The following is a 19,660-nucleotide window of genomic DNA, read 5'->3' on the forward strand; positions in this document are numbered from 1 at the left end:
TTTTGTTATTTTTTTAATTTGAAGTTTAAGTTAAACCCATAAGTCCTAACAGCAGGAACGCTTGTGCCTTCAATACCGGCATAGTTAATACCGGGAGCAAAATTTGATTCAGGATCGATATTATCGGTATGCTTCATGATAGTCCACAAGTTTCTTGCTACTAACGAGAAGGTAATTGAACTAAGGGGAGTATTTGCCAGGTAGTTTTTACCAAATGTATAACCGAAGGTTACTTGACGAAGTTTGATAAAGCTGCCATCAAGTACGTTCAATGCCGAGACACCACGGGCCAAAGCCTGGTAGTACGTTTCGGCTGGTACATTTACAGTGTTTGTTGCACCTGTTGCAGTAACACCCTGACCAACAACTCCACTTTCACGACCTACAAGTGTCATTTGGTTTAAACCGCGGAAGATACTGTAATAATTAGTTGCAGACAGTACTTTGTTGCCAAAGCGATAATCAATCAGGAAGCCTAAATTGAAGTTCTTGTAGCTAAAGTCGTTATTTAAACCACCGTAGAATTTAGGAATAACACTACCCATTGGGATACGTGCGGTAGTAGTTGGGATACCGTTTGCATCAAAAATGATATTGCCGTTGGCGTCGCGGGCATAGTCATTTGCCAATATTTGCGGACCAGCCATACCTTTAACAAATGCTGTAGTAGCGTTTAATGGGCGGTATGTACCTAAGCCAATGTTAGCGCCGGTTTTATCCGTTTCCAACACTTTATTTTTTACATAAGTAAAGTTAAATGAAGGTGACCAGGTAAAATCTTTTCCTTTTATCGGTGTACCATGTAATTCAACTTCTATACCCTTATTCTGTACTGAGGCAGTAGCGGCGTAAGCATTTGTGTAGCCTGTTGACCAATCAATGCTGCCATTAACAATTTCATTCTTTGTTTTGCGATTGAAATATGCTACGTCTAATCCAAAGCGATCATTGAAAAATTTCAACTCTGTTCCTATCTCAACCTCAGTTAAGGTGTAAGGCTTTAATAATAAATTAGCCAATTGAGAGCTGAAACCACCTGCGTTTACGCCATTGATAGAATTGTTTACACTATAGTAAATCTGGTTGGCATAAGGATCAGCGCCTGCGCTTGTTTTTGCGTAAGCAACACGAAGTTTTCCAAAATCTAACCCATTAACGTGTACAAGATCAGAGAAAATAAAACTTGCCGATACAGATGGTGTAAAGATGCCCGGGCCTAAATCTTTTCCGATACTGCTATAATAGTCATAACGACCGGTTGTTCCTAATACTAAGAAATCTTTGATAGCGAAATCTGCTGTATAATAGGCTGAGTGCACTTCAAGTTTTTTGGGATCAAGGTTTCCGCTGTTCCTGCTTGGCAGGTTTGATAAATCGTAAAAATAAGGGATAATGAAGTTGCTACCGCCAATTTGTGTGCCTCTAAAATCACTTTTACGTACGTTACCACCCACAGATAAATCAAGATTTACCCAGTTTTTTACAAGGTCATGCTTAGCGCCAAATAATACATCAGCGTTAAACTCTGTAGTCTGAGAAGTTTGGGTATTCATGTTACCATTGCCGCCAACGTAAGCTGTACCGGTAGGCTCAATGTTTAACCTGTTATCATTGATTTTATCATAACCAATACGACCTTGAGCGTAAGCCCATGGTGTAATAGCATACCTTGCTGATATAGAAGATATTAAACGCTCTCTTTTTGTGTTGCTTACAAATTTGTAAGCAGCAAAATAAGGGTTAGTTACATAGATATCATTATTCCATTGTTGCTCAGCACCTGACGCTGTTGTACCTGGAGATAATATGCTTTGAGCCTCATTTGGCGCCAGGAATTGAACGTTATTTGGGTTACCCGGACCGTCACTTAAACCAGAGCGATTTTTAGCGTCATCAATTACGTAGTTTGCAACCAGGTTTATATCAAGGTTTTTGATAACAGTTTGCGAACCGTTAAAGTTGAAAGTTTTTCTGTTTAAGCCACTGTTAGGAGTAATTGCGTGGTTATTGTAATCAGATAATGACAAACGGAAAGCACCTGATTCGCCACCACCTGTTAATGATACAGTGTTTGTAAAAGTACCGCCGGTTTTGTAAAACTTAGTATAGTCGTCACTGGTTTTTGAGTAAGCATAGCTTTTGCCGTCAAACTGGATAACCGACGAACCATCAAGCTTTGCACCCCAGGCTAAGTTACCTGAACTTAAAGCGCCGGCAACGGTTGTTGGTTTAACACCATTTTCACCCTGTCCGTATTGAGTCTGAAAATCGGTATTGTCATATACCTTATCCATCTGGTAGTTAGTATTGTATTCAACACCAAAGCCAGAATTTTTTTTGCCCGATTTGGTTGTGATCAGGATTACACCGCCTGTAGCACGTGTACCGTACAGGGCTGATGCAGACTGACCTTTCAAAACAGTCATGGTTTCAATGTCATCAGGATTGATGTTAGCGATACCATCGCCATAGTCAGCACCGCCCCATTCGCCCGATTGGCCTCTTTGGGTATTGTCCATAGGTACGCCGTTAATAACAAATAACGGGCCCTGGGTAGATCCGGTACTTGTTACACCACGTAATAATATACGTGCTGATGAACCGGCGCCACCGTTTGCACCGCTGATGCTTAAACCGGCAACACGACCTTCTAACGACATAGCAACGTTTGATTCTTTTGCTTTGTCCATTACAGCGCCGTTAACCGTTGATACAGCATAACCTAATTTTTTAGAATCTTTTTTGATACCCAAAGCCGTTACTACAACTTCGTTCAGGCTTTTAGCAGATACTGTAAGCTTTACAGATAATTCGCTCTTACCGCCAACAGGTACTTCCTGGTTTTCATAACCTAAAAACGAAAAGATAAGTACAGCGTTGGCTGGGGCATTGATAGAGAAATTACCATTGGCATCTGTTATGGTGCCCGTAGTTGTTCCTTTAATCCTTACCGAAACGCCAGGTGCCGGTGTACCGTTTTCGTCAACTACTTTACCTTTTACAACCGCAGCATTTACAACTTCATTTTTTTGAGAGATAACGATCAGGTTGTTTTCAAGTTGGGTGTAGGTAAAGTCGGAGTTTGCCAAAAGCTTATTCAAAACCGACGTAACCTCTTCGTTTTGTACATTAAGCGTTATCTTTTTGGTTGATGGGATTTTACGCTCGCTGAAAACGAAGTGGTAGTTAGTCTGCTTTTGAATAGCAGAGATAACCTTACTAAAATCTGCCGATTTTATGTTAAACGTGACTTTTTGTTGCGAGTAGACATTTGCAATGGATTGCAGACTAAAGGCTACTACTAAAATAAATGTCAATTTCATTATTAATATGGACTTAAATAGCCAATAGTTATCTCTTACACCCTTTGGGTGTTTAAAATATTTCATACTTTTACTTAATTAAAGGTGACTTGATTAAATGGCAATGTTCTGTTCGAGAGAACATTGCATGATTAACTAACAGATCTTCATCTTCGCGGGAGTTACCTCTGGTAATTCCCGTTTTTTTTGTGGTATGTAAAGCTTTCTTTATGTCATAGGCTTATTTATTGTCTGTATTAGGTTAATAAATGTATACGGTTTCATTTTTGTACTTGTATGAAAATGGTTCGATCATTTGCAGTGCCTTTAAGGCTTGCAAAATGTTTTCTTTTTCAAAAACACCGGTAAAATGATAGTCTTTAGCATCTGTGTTTTTAAAGTTTATTTTGATGCCATACCAGCGCTCCATTTTGTTGGCAATTTCGGAAAAGTCCTCGTCCTTAAAAATCAGTCGGTTATTTACCCACGAGGTTTCAACCACAGTAGTGTCATTTGATTTTAAGTAAGTAAGGTTGGTAAGCGCGTAGCTTGTTTTTGCAGTATCGGGAGTTTGCGCCACCAAATTACGGTTAATGGTATGCCTTTTAAACGTAGTGCTTTTTAAAATAAGCTTTTCATTTGGTTTAAGGATAATCCTATCTGATGGTCTGTCGGCCAGGGTAACTTCAATGGAACCCCTGATAAGGGTGGTTTCGCTCGCAATATCGTTTTTATACGATTTCACGTTGAAGGCAGTACCAACAACCCTGATGCTCATTTTACCCGCGTGTACTATAAAAGGATGCTGATGATCTTTGGCTACATCAAAAAAAGCTTCACCATTAAGGTAAACCTCTCGCGTAGGCCCTGTAAATGATGATGGATATTTTAAAGTAGTTTCGGAATTTAATGTTACTACAGTTCCGTCGCTTAAGTAAATTTTTGATTTTACGCGGCTTGAGGTCTTTTTCTGCTGAAAATCAGCCAACGCAAAGCTTTTTTGATTGTAAGCCTTTAAATAATAAGTAGCAGATAAACCAATCCCGATTATTAACAACGCTGCCAGGCTCCGTAAAAATATAATCATGCGGCGGGTTTTAAAACGCTCGCCGGTCGCCTCACTATTCTGTTGTTGTATTTCTGTTGCAGGTACCTCAATTTTAGATACGATGCGCTGAAACATCAGGTTGGTATTTGAATACAGTTCCTCGTTTTTTATCCAGTAGGTTTTAAAAAAAGTGTTTTGCTGCCTGCAAGCCTCATCGTTTGCAAGCAAAAAATTGAATTCCTCCAATTCTGCAGCATTCATCTCATCCGAGAGCTTTTTTGTTAACAGTTCAATAAACCTTTCGTTCACCATTTTTTCGCCTAAAGCGGGCTTGTTTTTAGATAGGACAATAGTTTTTTTAAAATTGCCTACAAGCTTTGAAAAAAAATTTAAAAAGAATTCCTATAACAACGAAAGCCCCATGATGTCATGGTCAGAAGATGCCCTCTCTGATGATTTAGATGCAAGTTGATGCGCCGAAAGAATGATGCTTAATTTCTTCATCGCCCTAAAAAGCTGAGTTTGTACAGTACGGGGCGATATGTTTAAAATTTCGGCCACTTCCTTATATTTCATGCCATCCTCTTTAATTAATTTAAAAATGATGCATGCCTGTTGAGGGAGAGATGCGATAGCCTTATCTAATAAAAAATGAAGCTCTTTGCGTTCTAATTCCTTTTCGGGATCAAAAGTATTTACAAATTCAACTTCGTCTGAAGCTTCTATCTGTACAAGGTGGATATTGGAGAATTTTTTTAAATAATTGAACGATTGGTTTTTAACCGCTACAAACAAATAAGTTTCGGGATTGGCAACTTCGGTGAGGCTTTTACGTGATTCCCAACATTTGATAAATACATCAGATACGATGTCTTCAGCGGCTTCTTTCTGGCGTATGTAAAAAATACAAAACTTAATAAGCCGGGTGTTTAAATTATGAAACAATAATTCAAATGCTTTAATATCATCATTAAAACAAACCTGATTCCATAAACCCGAAGTATCTGTTTTAGAAATTTTCAATAGTTTAATAGTTAAGTGTTGCACAAAACAATTATCGCGATGCAATGTAACAATTTGATAACAAAAACAAGCATTTATTTTAATTTCGACAACTTTTTAATCGGAAATTCATCTAACTCAAAATTTATTTACTTAGTGTGTAGGCAAATTGGCTTATAAAGTTGTCAATAGGGTGTTTAAAGGTCATTTTTGAGGTATTTTAAAATGTTAAACTGACATTTTTACCCCGTATCTGACAAGAAATGAGGTAATGTGATAAGGTATTGATACTTTTTTAACATTTTTGCCGCAGAGATAAGTGTTGTATCTAATACACTAAGTAAGAATATTGTTAATTTATTACGCATAAAAATACACTTAAAATATCCGGATTTTACCCGGTTTTTATTGGATATTATCAGAATTGTTTTTTTTTGGCGTTTAAATCGGTTGTTTTATAAAGAAACAAAAAATACATATATAAATGAAAAAACTGTTGGTTTTTATCTCTTTCCTTTTGCCCATGGGCAATGTCGTGGCGCAGCAACATAATATGTCAAAAGATTATGTAGTGCCCGATGACTCGCTGGTGCAAAAAAATCTTCATAAATGGCAGGGGCTTAAGTTTGGACTTTTTATGCACTGGGGTACCTATAGTCAGTGGGGCGTGGTTGAAAGCTGGAGTATCTGTCCCGAAGATGAGGGGTGGACGCAGCGCCGCGGACCGTATGGCGCCGATTATAACGGATATAAAAAAGCCTATGAAAATTTACAAACAACCTTCAACCCAACTAAATTCAATCCCGAAAAATGGGTGACAGCGGCCAAGTATGCCGGGATGAAATATGTAGTATTTACTACTAAACACCATGATGGCTTTAGCATGTTTGATACAAAACAAACAGATTATAAAGTAACCAGTACAAAAACACCTTTTTCAACTAACCCACGCAGTAATGTGGTCAAAGAAGTTTTTAGTGCTTTTAGCAAAGAAAATTTTATGATCGGGGCTTATTTTTCAAAGCCCGATTGGAATACGGAGTATTACTGGTGGCCTTATTTTCCGCCTAAAGACAGGAATGTGAACTACGACCCGGCTAAATACCCGGATCGCTGGCAAAAGTTTAAGGATTTTACCTTTAACCAAATCCAGGAATTAATGACAGGTTATGGTAAAGTTGATATTTTATGGCTTGACGGTGGTTGGGTAAGACCTAAAAATACAATCGATCCTGCTGTTGACTGGCAACGTACCATTCCGTATGATCAGGATATTGATATGGCGAAAATTGCCAAAGCTGCCAGGATTAAACAGCCAGGCCTGATAGTTGTTGACCGTACCGTGGCGGGTCAATATGAAAATTATACCACGCCCGAGCAGCAGGTACCGGATGTACCCCTTGATCATCCCTGGGAAAGCTGTATCACCATGGGCAATTCCTGGAGCTATGTGCCGGGCGATCATTATAAATCGGCTAATGAGATTGTAACCCTATTGGTGAAAATTGTTTCACGTGGCGGCAACTTACTTATGAATATTGGCCCCGGCCCCGATGGCGACTGGGACCCAGCGGCTTACAGTCGCCTTAAACAAATTGGCGACTGGATGAAGATTAACGGTGAAGGTATTTATAGTTCGATGGCTATAGCGCCATACTCTGAGGGAAATACCTACTATACTAAAGCGGGTAATAGCGTTTACGCTTTTATACTGGCACCAAAAGACCAGGATGAAGTGGTACTGCCTGCAAAAATTGCTTTGCACCTGACAGGTAAAAGCAAAGTGAAAAAAATAAGCTTGTTGGGTGTTAACGCAAAAGTTAAATATACCCTGAATGAGGGTGTGGCAAATATAACTATACCTTCGTCTTTGCAAACGCAATCAGGATTAAAACAAGCAGCGGTATTTAAAATTCAATATTAACATTTACTACATCATATACTAAACTATAAAAAATGCCCTCAACTTTAATTTACAGGCCGGCAAAGCTAAAATTGTTTGTTACGCTGGCTCTGATCTTACCCTTTGTTAATATATACGCCCAAAGTAGCTACGAACTGAATTCCGGCTGGAAGTGCGCGCCTGTAAGCAGCGTAAAAGAAAGCGGAACAGTATTGTCTACTCCGGTATTTAGCACTACAGCCTGGATGCCGGCTACGGTACCGGGAACAGTGTTGACCACGTTATTAAACAATCAAAAAGTGCCTGATCCATTTTGGGGCATGAACAACGAACATATAGCCGATATTTATAAAACCGGTGCCGATTACTATACCTATTGGTTCACCAAAGATTTTAAAGAAACGCCGGCAACGGGCAGTAACCAGGTTTATCTTAATTTTAGGGGAATAAATTATAGCTGCGATATTTATTTGAACGGACATAAGCTGAACAGAACAATTCAGAAAGGGATGTTTTTGCGGTTTAACTACAATATAACGCCTTACCTCGCAAAAAACGGAGATAACCGCCTGGCGGTATTGGTGCATCCACCAGACGTTGTTGGCAACCCAAATGGCGGCCAGGGCGGCGACGGTACAATTGCACGCAACGTTGGTTTACAGTACACGGCCGGATGGGATTGGATACAGCCCATGCGCGACAGGAATACCGGTATATGGGACAAAGTAACCATCCAAAAAACAGGGGCGGTACGCATAGCGGATGAGCACATTGTTACATTAGTGCCCGGTGTAAGGCTTCCTGAAGGCGCGCAACAACCTGCGGTTATTAAAGTGGCGGCCGAATTAAGCAACCCAACTGCGGCAATGGTAAACGGCTCGTTAAGTTTTGAACTGGATGGTAAAACCATCTCCAAGCCAGTGAGCCTGAAACCAAACTCCACTACCAATGTCAGTTTTGCCGATTATAGCCTTCCCAATCCTAAACTTTGGTGGCCTAATGGTTACGGCGATCAGCATCTTTATAAATTCAAGTTAAAGTTTGCAGCTGCGGGTAAGGCTGTGTCAGATCAGCATCAGCTTAATATTGGGGTACGGCAACTGACGAGTGAATATAACGAACATACCGGCAGCCGCCAGATTATGGTTAACGGCCAGAAAATTTTTATCAAGGGTGGTAACTGGGTAATATCTGACGCCATGCTGCGCCTTTCGGATACGCGTTATGATGCCGAAGTGCGTTTTCATCGTGATATGAACCTGAACCTGATAAGGGTATGGGGTGGTGCCATGATTGAGCGCCCTGAATTTTTTGAGGCCTGTGATAAATATGGTATCCTGGTTTTCCAGGACCTCTGGGGATCTGGCGATTGCAACGGCCGCTGGCAGGATCCCCAAAAGCTGGACGACCAATGGACGCGCCGCAAATATCCTGATGATCATGGCTTGTTCCTTCGTTCGGCAATTGACCAGATAAAAATGGTACGTAATTATGCCTCGTTGGCCATTTGGTGCGGCGGCAATGAGATAACACCACCCGAAGATATCCTGACTGCTTTGCGCGATACCATTTTACCAAAATTGGATAATACCCGCTGGTTTGTTGATTACTCCAACTCTGATAGCATGTCGCACAATGTATTGGGTGGTAACGGCGATGGGCCATACGGTATTCAGCCGCTGTCGGTATTTTGGGAGTTTAAAACATTTCCATTCAATTCCGAAGTTGGCTCGGTTGGCGTTGGCGATTATGAATCATTAAAACGTTTTATACCCTCGGCCAATATGGTTCCGCCGGTATACGACGAGGAGACCCACAAAACAAAAACAGACAGCGTTTGGGATTATCATAAATATATTGGCTATGATACCGCCATTAATAAATATGGCAAAGCCAAAAATGCTGCCGATTTTGCCATGAAAGCCCAACTGGTAAACTACGATCAGTATCGCGGCCTGGCCGAGGGCTTTACATCGCATATGTGGGATTGGTATACAGGTTTCATCATATGGAAAACCCAGAACCCATGGACAGCCATGCGCGGCCAGATGTATGACTATTACCTTGACCCCAATGCCTGCTTATATGGCTTGCATAACGGCAGCGCCCCATTCCACATCATGTACAATCCAATTAACGGAATGGTAATGGTGGCCAACAATACATTTAAAGCACGCCGTAGCATGATGATGGTAGTAAAAACCTATGATATGGAGGGTAAAGAAAATTTGCTTACCCAGGTTTTTGCTGATATAAATGCCACTACTGTTAAAAACTATTTCTCTATAAAAGGCACGGTTGATAAGCTGGCCGCAAAGGAAGGCGTTTTTCTGTCGTTACAACTGCTGGATGAAAGCAAAAAAGTAATTACCGATAATACTTACTGGATTCCGGATAGCAAAGGAGGATTTTCAGGTCTGCAAAAAATGAAAGCTGAAGAATTGTCAGTTAAAGCAAAATATATAAAACCAGGCAGGGTAGAAGTTACGTTAGTTAACAAAGAAAATAGCGTGGTTGCCTTTTTTAACAGGATATCGTTAGTAGATGCTGATAGCAAAACAAGGATACTGCCGGCATTTTACAGTGATAATTATGTTACAGTGTTGCCTGGAGAGGAAAAAAAGTTAGTTATTGATTATAATGTACCTGCATCTAAGAAAAAGCTTGAGGTGAGCATTAACGGCTGGAATGCCTCAAATGTTCCGCAAACGATAATTATAGACGAATAGAGACAAATATAAAAATCAGGCCGGCCGTCGTAACAACACTTTTCCTGCTAACGGGGATGACCGGTCTGACTTGACTGTTTTGTCTTTGAAAAAAAGCCGGCATCAAACCCCAAAAAGCCGGCCTCTGTTTAAAGAGAGCCGGCCTTACTATATATTAATTTAATAGGGAAGTTTTTAATGAACAGCGAAGGCTTTTACAAAGGTGCCCGTAGCATCAAATACAACTACATACTTGGTACTGTTGGAGGTGATTTCTACATCATATCCTTTAATGACACCGCTTACACTATGTGAAAAAGCTTTATCAAAAACATAACCGGGATAAGTGGTTGTTAAATAGGTTGTGATGGCAGCTGGCAGGTTTGCTGCGGTAACTGCAACGTGAGCGCCAACGTGTTTATCAATTTGTATGCGTTTTATTAACGTTCCTGTTGCCTTAATAATTGTTATAAAGAGGCCATTGTTTTTGCTTACTAATGCGTATGCGCTATCTGGCGTAATAGATGCATGCAATAAAGTATCTGTTGGATAAGTGGCTTTAAAGTAGCTGGTTACTGCAGCTGGTAAGGCAGTTAGTGCTATGGTATCACGGTGTTTGCCATCCCGGTTATCAAACGGCCCGCCACGGTGCCATCCCTGGCCCTTTAAATCATTACCGTCGCGTTGCTCAAGTGTACTTACAAATACACCGGCGGCAGTAAATTTAAGGCCAACCAGCGCACTGTTATATTTAATTACAACAATGTAGTTGATAACAGTTTTGGCACTATCGGTAATAGCATACGCCTTTTTAAACGTGTAACCGCTGTAATTTGCTGTAAGGTAAGTGCCTATGGCTGTTGGTAATGTGCTAAATGCTATTGAGTCTTTTTTGTCATGATGGCCAAAGCAGCCAACCATATAAACCGAGTCGGTTGTACCCGATGCCAGGCTAATGGCAATAGCGCCTGTTGATGCAATGGTAGAAGAAGTTGTAGTCGTGGTAGTAGTTGTTTTAGTGCCGCTTTCTTTTTGGCAAGAAGCCAAACCGAAGATAACGGCCAGCACCAACACCCATGAATAAGTAATTTTCGTTTTCATCTGGATTGATTTTGATTAATAAATGGTACCCGATATAGTTATCGGGATTGTTATTTAAAATTACCAGTGATGGATTTGACAGGCAACGATGTGTCGATAAAACGCAGTTATTTATCGACGAATGAATTTTGCTGTTAATTATTCTTTAACCCAATAATACGACTTGCGTAATTTGTCAGATACTCGTTTTTTATAAAAAAGTCGAGGCTGAAAATGGTGCGGTAATCTTGTGTAGTATTAGGGTTTGCTACTTGCGTAAGATTACCCGTGCTTGATGTAACGTAGGTATAAGTAAAACCCTGGTTGGTTTTTAAAGTAACTGTTGTATTGGTTGGCAAAGAAACAGCGGCGACCGCAAGCTTGTCTTCGATAGTGCTCACCGACGGCGTACCTGTATCAAATAAAAATATAGCATCGATGGTTTTATTGTTATAAGTTAACGTTCCTTCGATGTATGGATTGTAACTATATTTTGGCAATAATGGGTGCATAATAAACCCGGCCGACGATAAGTCAGCACTGGTTAATCCAATAGTAAGCAAGTTGGAAACATACGTAGGCGTGCCCAGGAACGAGGTGCTGCTTAATGTTGCCAGTTTAAAGCCGCTGGTTAGGCCGGTACCGTAAGAATAGGATTTTAAAGGGCTCGATATATTGGTATTTGTGCTGCTTGTTCCGGTGCCCACCCCAAAAACGTCTGCCGAATGGGCGGGATATATGTTACCCTTGCTGTCTTTTATTTTGTAATATAAAAAAAATGGAACCCGTTTTAATTCCAGGCTTCCTAATGAATTTCCAACGGTAACGTTGGCATAAGCTAAATTTCCGTATTCTATTGTGGTACCTGTTGCATCCCCAAAGCTGATGGTCGATGTTTTTGAAGTTACGGTGATACCGCTTACCACAATTGAGTCGCCTGTTACTGTGATACCCGCAGATGTTATCATCGATGCCGGCAAAATACCGTTAGCATCCAAAGTCATTCCCGGTGACCCAGTATCAAATATGGTTCCGTAGTTTACAGTTTGCGTGCCTATTTTTGTAATGGGAACTAATAACCTCTTATCAACGCCGCTGGCATATTCGTATAACCCAATTGTTACCGGCGTCGCGTTTACAACGGCACTTGTTTTATCTTTTTTGCAGGAACTAAAAGTTATAATTATTAAAAGACAGCCAATAAGCTGCATTTTTAAAAGTAAATATTTTATTTTCATTTATAACTTATATACGGTAATAGTGCGTTAATGGTTGGCTAATGATTTATACAACGAGATTACAAAACGCTTCAAAATCAATCAAAAGTATAATGCCGGCCCGACAAAAATTATAGTAAATCGATAAACGACCATATTGTACCGATTAATTACAACGGTTTAAACCATCGGTGCTTGAAGCATCGGCAGGCTTAATAACCAGCGCGCGTTCAAAAAATGGCTTAGCCTCGGTTTTTTTTCCGGCCATCAACGTGCTCCAGCCCAGCATGTGGTTGCCATCATAGTCAAAAGGGTAAAGGGTTACAACTACCCGAAAACACCTTACAGCGGAATCATATTGTTTACGGTTATAATAAATTACCCCTGCCCAATAGTTAGCTTGCGTGTTTTGCGGGTCTATTTTTAAAATAGCCAGGTATTGTTCAAGTACCTTATCCCAGCTTTGTAAAAACGACAGGGGTTTTACAAAGCCAAACTTAGGTTCAATAGCAACAGGTTTTATGCTGATGGCTTTTTGATAGTAAGCTTGCGAAGCTGTATAGTTTTTGTTTAGATAATGCAGCCAGCCTAAGCGGATATTTACCTCGTAACTATTGTCGCTCAGATAAGGGTAAATATCGTTTATAGCAGCCGTATAATTCTTATTCTGTTCATCTACATAGCTATTACGAAATGCTTTTTGCAGCACGGCGTTGGTTTGGGCCTGTAGCTGTACTGCAAATAATATTAAAAATACTGCTATAAACGTTTTTTTTAAAATTTCCATATTATACCTAACGTAACAGAATTCTGGTTATAGTTTACAGAGCGGTAAATATCCGTCTTCTTTTCATAAATATAGTTTAAATTCAACAGGGCGTGGGTGTTTAACTGGTAAAAAACGGTTTCCCCACATTTAAATTTTGTTGGGTCGATAGAATTATATACGTAAAGGCCATCAGCATCCAAATAATCGTCCTGGTTGCCAAAAGTTACCGATGTTTCAAGCCAGGTTTTGTTAAATGCTTTAAAGCCCAATGCCTGGTTGTATATAAAACTGTTGGTTCCGCTTAAGTTTAATACCGATGCCCTACTTGTTGTATATAAATTAAGATTGCCCAACGGATAAAAATTTAGCCTGGTATTATATTGTTTTAATGTTTTGTTTATCAATCGGCCAAAATTAACATCTGCCTGTAAGTCAACAAAACGGCCGTTGTATTTTATTCCCAATAAACCTAAATTACTATTGTTTATGCTGCCCCGGTAAGTAGTGTAAATGTAATGATACGATCCAATAACCTTTACGTGCGGGCTAATACCAAATTGTGCCCTAACAAAATATTCTGTTTGCCTGTCTGTTTTGCCCGATAGATATTTGTCGGCATCCTTGTCGTCAAATAATGATCTGAATATGTTTTGACTGAAAAACATGAACGACTGGTCTAACTGCAAACGCCACGACAGGCGGTTACTTAACCCAACACGTTCAAAAAAGCCATTATCGCGCTGGCTATTGTTGGGCAGTTTTATGCCGCTTTCCAGTTCTGAATCTATCAATCCAAATGGAGAAAGTTTGAGCGCGCGCCTGGTTGCCGTATCCAGTTTACCGGCGTTATACGATGCCCCAAGGTCGTTGTTTAAATAAGTATTGCAGTAATAAGCATACAGGCGCGCGGTAAAAATGGCCGAATCATTACTTAATACCTGGTCAAAGTGTTCGATAGCTGCCTTATAGTTTCCGGTTATCATGTAAGCATATCCAAGTTTAAAACGCAGGCCTGGGAAATCAACGCTATCCGCAATAGTTTTGTTGCCAAATACGATCATTTGTTTCCAATCGCCGGCATTGTACAGTTGTTCAGCAGTACTATCTGCCACGGCAAATCTATTATCCTGCGCTTTAGCGGCCAACGCAACAAATAAAGTAAAAATCAGTATTAGTTTTTTGTACCCCATTTTGCTGTAATGTTTTTACCATTTGAATTGATGCTGAAAGAAATCAGATTGCCATGATCTACATAAACGCTTAACTCAGCTTCCTCGTTTTTTTTACCTGCTATTTCAGTATGAATTTTAGACGTGATGCTTACTCCATTTTTATTAACCAGATTGTAGTTATTGTAATTAATATTAATAAACCTGTAAAATGGTGCAATAACGTCTTGCAGCCGAAGTAAAAACTTATTGACTGTTTCGTTAAGCGGTAATTTGTCGGTTATTGGCATCCCTTCGTTATTGCTAAAAACAACTTTGTATGCCGCCAGGTAAAAGTTATAAAGCAGCGATTTCTTACTACCGTAAAAACTGGTAAAATAAAACATAACGCCGTTGTTAATAAAATAAGCAACGGCACCTGTTGTTTTGCTATAAATGTATGATTGGCCCAACGCATCCTTAAAAACCTCCCAATCTTCGGCAATACCATTTTCCGATACAAGGCTTGCAATATATCCTGGTTGAAAATCAAATGCCTTTTTAATTTGGGTGTCAATTTCAGGATTGCCAACAAGCTCGCCTTCTGCAGGTATCGTATGGCTTATTAATCTGTTTTTATTTTCAGCCCGACTAATATAGTGGGATATGGGATAACTCAACGTCCTTGACCCGATATATGGCGTAGCTTGCACTTGAAAGTGCAGATGTGGTTCGGGGGACCGCCCCGAATTGCCGCACAAACCAAGTAAATCGCCGGTTTTTACAACATCACCGGGCTTAACTTTTACTGAATTTTTTTTGAGGTGGGATACTTTGGAATAGAAGTCTGCTGCATGACGGATCACCACGGTGTTTCCCCAGTTTTCTTTAAGGTTTTCTTTGCCTATGGCGTTATCTTCTATATTGTTTACAACCTGTTCAACAACGCCGGGGCCGCAAGCCAAAACAGGTTTGTTAAAGCAATAAAAATGTTCGGGCAAGGTACCCGGATACTGAAATGTGTTATGCTCATCATCGCTGATCACAAAATCCAGCGCCTGGCCCCAGTCTCCTTTGTGTGTTATGTTGCCATTGTATCCCTGTGACACCGTCCAATACCCCATAAACGGCAGGTTCAGCTTGTAATATTTAAGATCGTTTAGCCGCTCCTCCTGGTTTAAAAACTGGTAAAGGTTCCTTTCCGGCGAATAGTGCTGGAAAACAACCAATTGTAATTTGCCGCTGGTATGTCGCAGCTTTAAAAAATATAAGAGGCTGATATTGACGATGCAAAATGGAAGCGAAAATACCGGCAAGGCGTGTACCGACATAAAACCTGTTAAGCCATTAATGATAAGAAAACCCATTGGAATACTCAAAATTGCCAGCAAATAGGAGCGGAGGGAGGGGATTGTAAAAAAACTTCCAGTGGCTACTGCCGCCATCATGAAATTGGCTCCTAAATGATAATAGCTAATTCCCTCGGGGTAAGTATGCGTGAGCCCGTTGATGCCAATTGCGCATACAAAGCTGATGATGAGTAAGCTAAAAGCAATACGCGAATGAACAAGCATCCCTACACTGATAAGCATCCCCGCGATGATATTATGCTGAAATAGCACGGCACTTAATGAGCGGAAGAAAAGACTTACAAATTGCGGCAATTCCGTAGCCAGGTAACCCTCGATGCCTGCCATATGGTTGCCCGGGCCGGCATAAATCTCCTCTAACAGGTAGCTGTCTTTTTGTTGCAGGCCCATAGCGAAAATACTATTAGACGCCAGCAGCACCAGCCAAAACACAAGCACAAATGGCAGCGATAACATGGGCAACCCCTGCGTACCTAACCGCGTGGAGATAATGATTGTGGCCACGATTACAGCACAGCACGCAACAAAAAGCCACAGCAAAAACATAACATTTACATTGTAAAATGCGCCGAAGGCAATGCCTAACAAAAGGCAATTAAAACTATAAATACCCAGTTGCAGGTTGTCTCCATCAAACTTTAGCAACCTGCATACTATTAACGAAAAAACAACACAGCCCAACCCCGCAAAGCCGGATACAGGATTGAAAAAAGAAACAAACAGCAAGATGATCCCTAATATCTGGTTCTGCGAAAAAAACAGTACCGAATAGGAACTAACTACCGATTTTATAAATGCTGTAATTTGCTTCACTTGCTGGCTTTTAAATGTTCGGGCATAAGCTCGGGCCCTTCTGTATATCCAAGTGTTTCGTTGCTGCGGATAAGGTGGGTACGCTGTTGTTCATCTATTAAAACCACAGCAGGCCTAAGCGTAATAAACTGCATCCACTGCGTCATGTTGTAGGCGCCAACCTTGTGTACTACCACGTTATCTCCCGGGTTAAGCAAGGGCAGGTTAATGCTTTCCCTTATTACATCAATATTCATGCACAGCGGCCCGTAAACCACCATATTTTCTGTATGCGGCGCAAAGTCCTGGGCCGGGCTTATCTGGTGTTCATACCAAAACGAGGTGAATAAAATATTTACGCCAAAATTCATAATGGCAGCCCTTTTACCATTACTTAAGCGTTTATTGGCTATTACCGTGCCCAGCAGGTAACCGGCGTCGTCTATCAATAACCTGCCGCTTTCCAGTATAAGTAAAGGTAAATCGTCATTTGCAAAGCCAAAATTGAGCATTATCGATGTAATAGCCTCGGCAAAATCGTCAACGGAAGGCACCGTATCATTTCCGGGTAAATAGGCGCCTTTTAAAGTATTGGTTGATGGGAAACCACCACCCATATCAATATATTCTATTTTATGACCCAGTTGCGTTTGGCAGCGCATAGCCAAATCACATAATTTAGTTGCCGCAATGCCGTAGGCTGCTGTTGTAAGCATATAGGTGCCTATGTGGCAATGTAACCCGGCCAGCTGTAGCTTGCCCGAATCAATTACCTTTGATAAGGCTGTCCACGCTTCGCCGTTTTCATAATTAAAACCAAAACGGTCCCAAAGCGGGTATACGCCGGTATCCATATTTACGCGGATGGCAACGCGTGGCTTGTTGGCCAGGTTGTTGCTTAATGCGAGTAACTGGTTAAGCTCTTCAAAATGATCTATATGGATAAGCGAGTCGTTTTCAATAGCCAGTTGTAATTCGTCATTTGATTTGCCAGGCCCGTTAAAAATAATCTTGCTGCCCGGCACGCCGTTACCTAATGCTTTTTGATATTCAAAACCGGATACAACTTCGGCCCAGCTGCCTTCCTGGTGAAATACCTGGCAAACGGCATTCAGGTAATTGGTTTTATAACTCCATGCAAATTGCACCTTGGGGTAACGGGTACTAAAAGCGCGATAGGCCGAACGATAATTTTTACGGATCTGTTTTTCTGATAATACAAAAACCGGCGAACCGTATTGCTCAACCAAACTTTTAACAGGAACACCCTCGATGCTTTTAACAGGCTGTATGCCGGTGCGCGTGCCAAATTTGTTCATCACGCCGGCGTGCAGTTTTTTAATATATGGCTTTTCGTATTTCAGCTTTTCCATTGTAATCAAATTATAATTCGCCAAATACCGAGATGTGCTGAAAATCGCTGATATCGGCAATATGGTCCCATGAATACCGCACAAACAACTTACCAGCCTGGTAATCGGTGTATGGTAAAACATCATCGCCCAAAGCCATTTTTACCATAGCTTCGGGCTGGTTTTGGCCGGCAGCGGCTGTTAAATAAATCCATGCCGGAAACCGCGGGTTAATTTCTAATATATATAAATGCCCCTCGGCATTGCTCATGATCTCCATTTCGTAACCACCTTTCCAGTTGGTTGCTTTAGCAAAATTGCCGGCCAGTTCAATCAGCTTATCTTCCTTGATGGTAACTCCGGCCCATGCTTTACCTTTATCGGTAATATATAGTTTCCGCATGGCCACTACGCTGGTATTGTTGCCTTTACCATCGCCCAGCGCAGCTATATTTATTTCGGTGCCGGTTATGTATTGCTGTGCTATTACCGGTACTCCCCACGTGGCATTAAGCTGATGAAAGGCTTTAAGGGCCTGGTCCATAGTATATACCACATAGGCATCATAAAATTTACCTTTTATTACCATCGGGAAGTTAAACTCATCAGCTGTTTTTTTCAGGTCGTCGGCATGATATATTTTATGATCGGCAGGAACGTAAAAACCGTTTTTTGTTCCAAAATCCTTTAAGTTCACCTTATCGCGCAGGGCCAGTTGTTGTTGCGATGGCAGTAAAGTAGCAATGCTCATTTGCTGTAACTGCGGCGCTACCTTTATAAAATTAAACAGCTCCGAATCAAAATTAGGAATAATCACATCCAGGTTTTCCTGCTGATGGATATACCCCAATCTTTCTAATAACGCACTGGTACCTTCTGTTGGGTAAGGTATTTGATAGGTTTTATTTACATGTTCCCGCAAATAAATCCCAGGCTCCAATGACTCATAGGATAGGCCGATAACTCTTAATCCTGCCCCAAAAGCTTCCCTTAATGAACGGATAACAGCCATCCCTGGCCCCGGGTTGTCATTAGCGTTAAGGCCGGTAACTGCAATGCATAAGTTACTGTACTTGTTTGGCATTATCGTTCAGTTTCAAGCAGGTTTGCTTCCTTTAGCTGTACCATCCAGTCTTCCCAGTCCAGATCCAGCTGGCGCTCACTTACGTTATACCTGTCCAGGATATCTTGCTTTATCTCACTTTCTGTTTTGCCACTTTTCATAGCCAATAACAGCAGTGCAGCGATGGTATTTCCCGAAAAAGAATCGCCGGTTGCAGGGTTAAAAATAAACCCGTTTTCGCTGGTAGCTATGTTACTTTTAATTTTCATTTATAATTGCAGGTACGGTAAATAATAAAGGCTAAACTTAACAGGTTTAAGTGGGTTTTACAATATGTGGTTTAGTTGATTAGGTTGATTTAGTTGATTAGGTTGGATTGATCCAACATAATCAACTTGCTCCAATTCAGTTAACTCAATCCAACTCAGTTAACTCAATCCAACTCAATCAACTCAATCAACTCAATCAACCAAACTACGACGCCATTAAATACTCCATTCTCGATGCCAGTAATTCCATATCCAATGGTTTTACAAATAAAGCATCGCATTTGTATGATTCCAGCTCGGCCTTTTTGCTTTTGAAAGCTGTAACCACAATTATGGGCACCTGCCTCAATTGCTCATCGTCCTTAAAATCCTGGCAAACTAACGCGCAATCCATATCCAGCAATAGATAATCTAAAATGATCAGATCTGGATGTATCACCTTCGCTTTATCATAAATGGCATTAGGATCATAAGTAAGGTGTACATCAAAATCGCCATAATACATAATATCATCAATTACAGATAACATTCTGCTGTTTTTATCTAAAATCAGGATCTTCTTTTTGCTGCCTGTAGTTTTCATCTGTTAGGGGATTAAATAAGTTTATAGTATAAAAATCGCCTTAATGCCGCTGTT

General features: G+C 40.7%; 14 protein-coding genes. 2 read left to right on the forward strand and 12 right to left on the reverse strand.

Annotation, left to right across the window (positions count from 1 at the left end; genetic code table 11):
• Nucleotides 1–5: 5 nt before the first annotated feature.
• From PQ469_RS11270 to PQ469_RS11280, 3 genes are all read right to left on the reverse strand, one after another.
• Entirely contained in the window at nucleotides 6–3,323 is a 3,318-nt protein-coding gene (locus PQ469_RS11270; protein ID WP_274213057.1) for a SusC/RagA family TonB-linked outer membrane protein, read from the reverse strand.
• Nucleotides 3,324–3,564: 241 nt separating this feature from the next.
• Nucleotides 3,565–4,662, reverse strand: coding sequence for a FecR family protein (locus tag PQ469_RS11275; RefSeq protein WP_274213058.1), 1,098 nt, complete (start codon nucleotides 4,660–4,662; stop codon nucleotides 3,565–3,567).
• A gap of 90 nt (nucleotides 4,663–4,752) precedes the next feature.
• Nucleotides 4,753–5,373: an RNA polymerase sigma-70 factor gene (locus PQ469_RS11280; RefSeq protein ID WP_177183835.1), complete on the reverse strand. Its 621-nt coding sequence runs from the start codon at nucleotides 5,371–5,373 to the stop codon at nucleotides 4,753–4,755.
• 463 nt (nucleotides 5,374–5,836) lie between these two features.
• Between PQ469_RS11280 and PQ469_RS11285 the strand changes: the two genes are divergently transcribed.
• Together PQ469_RS11285 and PQ469_RS11290 are read left to right on the forward strand one after the other, a co-directional pair.
• Nucleotides 5,837–7,276, forward strand: a complete 1,440-nt coding sequence (locus PQ469_RS11285; RefSeq protein ID WP_274213059.1) for an alpha-L-fucosidase — start codon at nucleotides 5,837–5,839, stop codon at nucleotides 7,274–7,276.
• 32 nt (nucleotides 7,277–7,308) lie between these two features.
• Nucleotides 7,309–9,984, forward strand: a complete 2,676-nt coding sequence (locus tag PQ469_RS11290) for a glycoside hydrolase family 2 protein (protein ID WP_274213060.1) — start codon at nucleotides 7,309–7,311, stop codon at nucleotides 9,982–9,984.
• A gap of 174 nt (nucleotides 9,985–10,158) precedes the next feature.
• Here PQ469_RS11290 and PQ469_RS11295 read toward each other — a convergent pair whose 3' ends face one another.
• From PQ469_RS11295 to PQ469_RS11335, 9 genes are all read right to left on the reverse strand, one after another.
• Nucleotides 10,159–11,064, reverse strand: a complete 906-nt coding sequence (locus tag PQ469_RS11295) for a PepSY-like domain-containing protein (RefSeq protein WP_274213061.1) — start codon at nucleotides 11,062–11,064, stop codon at nucleotides 10,159–10,161.
• Nucleotides 11,065–11,198: 134 nt separating this feature from the next.
• Nucleotides 11,199–12,281 carry a hypothetical protein gene (locus PQ469_RS11300; RefSeq protein WP_274213062.1) on the reverse strand — a complete coding sequence of 361 codons (1,083 nt, stop codon included), beginning with the start codon at nucleotides 12,279–12,281 and terminating at the stop codon, nucleotides 11,199–11,201.
• A gap of 145 nt (nucleotides 12,282–12,426) precedes the next feature.
• Nucleotides 12,427–13,047 (reverse strand): tetratricopeptide repeat protein, encoded by a 621-nt coding sequence (locus PQ469_RS11305; protein ID WP_274213063.1) that lies wholly within the window; start codon nucleotides 13,045–13,047, stop codon nucleotides 12,427–12,429.
• Nucleotides 13,035–14,219: a tetratricopeptide repeat protein gene (locus tag PQ469_RS11310; RefSeq protein WP_274213064.1), complete on the reverse strand. Its 1,185-nt coding sequence runs from the start codon at nucleotides 14,217–14,219 to the stop codon at nucleotides 13,035–13,037. The genes PQ469_RS11305 and PQ469_RS11310 overlap by 13 nt, the downstream gene beginning before the upstream one ends.
• A complete protein-coding gene (locus PQ469_RS11315; protein ID WP_274213065.1) occupies nucleotides 14,201–16,360 on the reverse strand; it encodes an urea transporter in 2,160 nt (719 codons plus the stop codon). Before PQ469_RS11315 ends, PQ469_RS11310 begins: the two co-directional genes overlap by 19 nt.
• Complete coding sequence (locus PQ469_RS11320; RefSeq protein WP_274213066.1) at nucleotides 16,357–17,712, reverse strand: type III PLP-dependent enzyme domain-containing protein; 1,356 nt, start codon at nucleotides 17,710–17,712, stop codon at nucleotides 16,357–16,359. The genes PQ469_RS11315 and PQ469_RS11320 overlap by 4 nt, the downstream gene beginning before the upstream one ends.
• Nucleotides 17,713–17,722: 10 nt before the next feature.
• Nucleotides 17,723–18,775 (reverse strand): ATP-grasp domain-containing protein, encoded by a 1,053-nt coding sequence (locus tag PQ469_RS11325; protein ID WP_274213067.1) that lies wholly within the window; start codon nucleotides 18,773–18,775, stop codon nucleotides 17,723–17,725.
• Nucleotides 18,775–19,023: a PqqD family protein gene (locus PQ469_RS11330; RefSeq protein WP_274213068.1), complete on the reverse strand. Its 249-nt coding sequence runs from the start codon at nucleotides 19,021–19,023 to the stop codon at nucleotides 18,775–18,777. Before PQ469_RS11330 ends, PQ469_RS11325 begins: the two co-directional genes overlap by 1 nt.
• A 205-nt stretch (nucleotides 19,024–19,228) precedes the next feature.
• Nucleotides 19,229–19,606, reverse strand: a complete 378-nt coding sequence (locus PQ469_RS11335) for a response regulator (RefSeq protein WP_090649982.1) — start codon at nucleotides 19,604–19,606, stop codon at nucleotides 19,229–19,231.
• Nucleotides 19,607–19,660 lie beyond the last annotated feature (54 nt).

This window comes from Mucilaginibacter sp. KACC 22773 (genome assembly GCF_028736215.1).
Taxonomy (GTDB): Bacteria; Bacteroidota; Bacteroidia; order Sphingobacteriales; family Sphingobacteriaceae; genus Mucilaginibacter.

Coding starts and splice junctions, on each gene's coding strand:
- PQ469_RS11305 (WP_274213063.1), bottom strand. CDS start 13,047: ATGGAAATTTTAAAAAAAACGTTTATAGCAGTATTTTTAATATTATTT.
- PQ469_RS11290 (WP_274213060.1), top strand. CDS start 7,309: ATGCCCTCAACTTTAATTTACAGGCCGGCAAAGCTAAAATTGTTTGTT.
- PQ469_RS11310 (WP_274213064.1), bottom strand. CDS start 14,219: ATGGGGTACAAAAAACTAATACTGATTTTTACTTTATTTGTTGCGTTG.
- PQ469_RS11295 (WP_274213061.1), bottom strand. CDS start 11,064: ATGAAAACGAAAATTACTTATTCATGGGTGTTGGTGCTGGCCGTTATC.
- PQ469_RS11270 (WP_274213057.1), bottom strand. CDS start 3,323: ATGAAATTGACATTTATTTTAGTAGTAGCCTTTAGTCTGCAATCCATT.
- PQ469_RS11335 (WP_090649982.1), bottom strand. CDS start 19,606: ATGAAAACTACAGGCAGCAAAAAGAAGATCCTGATTTTAGATAAAAAC.
- PQ469_RS11275 (WP_274213058.1), bottom strand. CDS start 4,662: ATGGTGAACGAAAGGTTTATTGAACTGTTAACAAAAAAGCTCTCGGAT.
- PQ469_RS11325 (WP_274213067.1), bottom strand. CDS start 18,775: ATGCCAAACAAGTACAGTAACTTATGCATTGCAGTTACCGGCCTTAAC.
- PQ469_RS11330 (WP_274213068.1), bottom strand. CDS start 19,023: ATGAAAATTAAAAGTAACATAGCTACCAGCGAAAACGGGTTTATTTTT.
- PQ469_RS11300 (WP_274213062.1), bottom strand. CDS start 12,281: ATGAAAATAAAATATTTACTTTTAAAAATGCAGCTTATTGGCTGTCTT.
- PQ469_RS11285 (WP_274213059.1), top strand. CDS start 5,837: ATGAAAAAACTGTTGGTTTTTATCTCTTTCCTTTTGCCCATGGGCAAT.
- PQ469_RS11320 (WP_274213066.1), bottom strand. CDS start 17,712: ATGGAAAAGCTGAAATACGAAAAGCCATATATTAAAAAACTGCACGCC.